General features: G+C 36.1%; 2 protein-coding genes. Both read left to right on the top strand.

The window, feature by feature from the left end; all coding sequences use genetic code 11:
* Window positions 1–665: 665 nt before the first annotated feature.
* Window positions 666–1,649 carry a hypothetical protein gene (locus ACFIMC_RS01385; protein ID WP_375680730.1) on the top strand — a complete coding sequence of 328 codons (984 nt, stop codon included), beginning with the start codon at window positions 666–668 and terminating at the stop codon, window positions 1,647–1,649.
* Between the two features lie 81 nt (window positions 1,650–1,730).
* Window positions 1,731–2,420: a hypothetical protein gene (locus tag ACFIMC_RS01380; protein WP_375685625.1), complete on the top strand. Its 690-nt coding sequence runs from the start codon at window positions 1,731–1,733 to the stop codon at window positions 2,418–2,420.
* Window positions 2,421–2,441 lie beyond the last annotated feature (21 nt).

The following is a 2,441-nucleotide window of genomic DNA, read 5'->3' as shown; positions in this document are numbered from 1 at the left end:
TGATGCGGTGGCTATAAAGCATATAACAGCTATAGAGAATGCATAAAAACAGCAAGGTTTTATAATCATAATGCAAATGAATGCATTGGTTATAAAGACCATCTCTATAAAAAGCTGTTAAGTTGCAAATATGTTATAAACAAAATTCACAAAAAATTTAAAATTCATTTAGTGACAAAATTGATAGGTTATAAAGTTTAAAATACGCATCATGAGAGCGTTTCTAAATATTATAAATGTATAGATTCAGAAAATAACGCAATCTTTTAAGAAAGCCAATAATATAGCTTTAAAAGCATATAAATATAAAAGAAGCAACTAATAGGCATAAGATATTATCAATACACAACGTATTTAAAAAATAAGAAAAAATATCAAAAAAGATAAAATATTGTTTGACAATAAATACGTATTTTGTTATATAAATACTCAAGTGATGAAAACACTAAACAGATAGCGAAGAGGTTGCGATAAACCTAATCCTATTAAAACTGACTATCTTTTATGCTCTAATTAGCATATATGATGATTTTGTCGGGTGTAGCTATGCTATACAATACCCTTCGCGAGGGAAAAGCATAGCAACGGACTATCTGCCGTGTTTTCAACACCCGATACCCTTATAGGGTGTCAATTGAAAACTTTTAAACAGATAGGTTTTAATTATGAAAAATACAGTAAAAAACACCCCCGTTATCTCTAATATTTCAAATGAAACCGCGCTTGCTAATCAACAAGAGCCTGCAAAAAAATACGAATTTACAGGTGAGACAATAGAGGTTGGTGATTATACTCTTTATCGCATTCGGGCTTTAAGGGATTTTGCTAATATAAAAGCTGGTGATTTAGGCGGCTTTATACATAAGGTTGCAAATTTAGCTCATAATGGTGATTGTTGGGTCGGTGGCAATGCCATGGTTTATGGTGATGCTCGTATTTACGATAATGCCCATGTTTCGGATAATGCAAAAATTACTGGATCTGCAAAAATTTATGAAAATGCAAGGGTCTATGGCAATGCTAGCGTGCATATTAGAGCTGAGGTTTATGGCAATGCGCAAGTCTATGAGAACGCATTGATTTATGGTGATATTTTTGGACATGCTAAAGTGTATGGAAATGCAAAAATTTATGACACTATTTATGGCAAATTTCTTGATAAAACTCGAATTTATGGCAATGCTGAGGTTTATGATAAAGCGCGTGTTTTAGGAACCTCTCAGGTTTATGATAATGCCCATGTTTATGAAAATGCTATAGTTTTTGATAATGCTAGGGTTTGCGATAATGCCCATGTTTGTGGCGCTGCTATGGTCAATAGAGAAGCCAAGGTTTATGGGAATGCTATAGTGACTGGTTATGCCCATGTTTATGATAGGGGCTGCGTTTATGACAATGCCAAGGTTTATGGCAAGGTTTATGGTGGCGCTTGGGTTTCCAATAATGCTTTAATTTCTGATAATGCCGAGGTTTATGATGATGCTCGCATTTATGACAATGCAAAAATTTATGGCAAGGTCCATGGTGATGCTCATGTCTATGGCAATGCCAAGGTAATTGGCTATACTGAGATTGGTGGTGATACCAAAATTGGTGGCAATTATAAAGAACCCGTTATCACTGGTGATATTGTTTTTACAACTGTGTAAATGACGCGCGGGCGCGGCGGGGGCGCCCCTCTTTAAACATTTCATTCTAAAATTCAAATCTATTTATAAAGGAATTGTGCTATGCAAAAAAAGTTTGCACTCACAAATGAGACACGTGTATTTAATAATCAAACTCTTTATCGCATTCGGGCTTTAATAGATTTTGATGATGTCAAGGCTGGTGATTTAGGGGGCTTTATTGAAAGTGAAAACAACCTCTCGCATGATGGCAATTGCTGGGTCTATGATAATGCTCTTGTTTTAAATCCTGCCCATATTTATGAAAATGCCAAGGTTTTTAATAAGGCTATTATAATGGGCTTTGTTTATGGCAATGCTCATGTATGTGATTGTGCCCGCGTTTATGCAAATGCTCATGTTTATGACAATGCGCATCTTTCTTATAATGCTTGGGTTTATCATCAGGCGCGGGTTTATGGCAATGCAAAATTATCAGGAAGTGCACGTATTCATGGCAATGCGGTAGTTTATGATCATGCTGTTGTTAGTGGCGCTGCTAAAATTTATGGCAAGGTTTATGGGAATGCTAGCGTGGGTGGGTATGTTAAGGTCTATGGTTCTGTTTATGGGAATGCAAAAGTGACTGGTTATCACACCATTAGAGGTTTGGTACATGGCAATGCAAGGTTAAAAAGAGATGGTTATTCATATGTTGAACAAAACGTTTACTATGCATATGGGATTCCTGAGGATTGTGAAATTTATGAAAACGATACCGTTGTAAAGATTATTGAAAATAACGCTGCGTAAAGACGCGCGGGCGCGGCGGGG

This window comes from Bartonella sp. AP21QHHD, from assembly GCF_042196205.1.
Taxonomy (GTDB): domain Bacteria; phylum Pseudomonadota; class Alphaproteobacteria; order Rhizobiales; family Rhizobiaceae; genus Bartonella.
Note: the sequence above shows the minus strand (reverse complement) of the source record. Positions and strands in the feature narration are given on the sequence as shown.

Bases quoted from the DNA above. Each gene is read 5' to 3' on its own strand.
- ACFIMC_RS01385 (WP_375680730.1), top strand. From the start codon at position 666: ATGAAAAATACAGTAAAAAACACCCCCGTTATCTCTAATATTTCAAAT.
- ACFIMC_RS01380 (WP_375685625.1), top strand. From the start codon at position 1,731: ATGCAAAAAAAGTTTGCACTCACAAATGAGACACGTGTATTTAATAAT.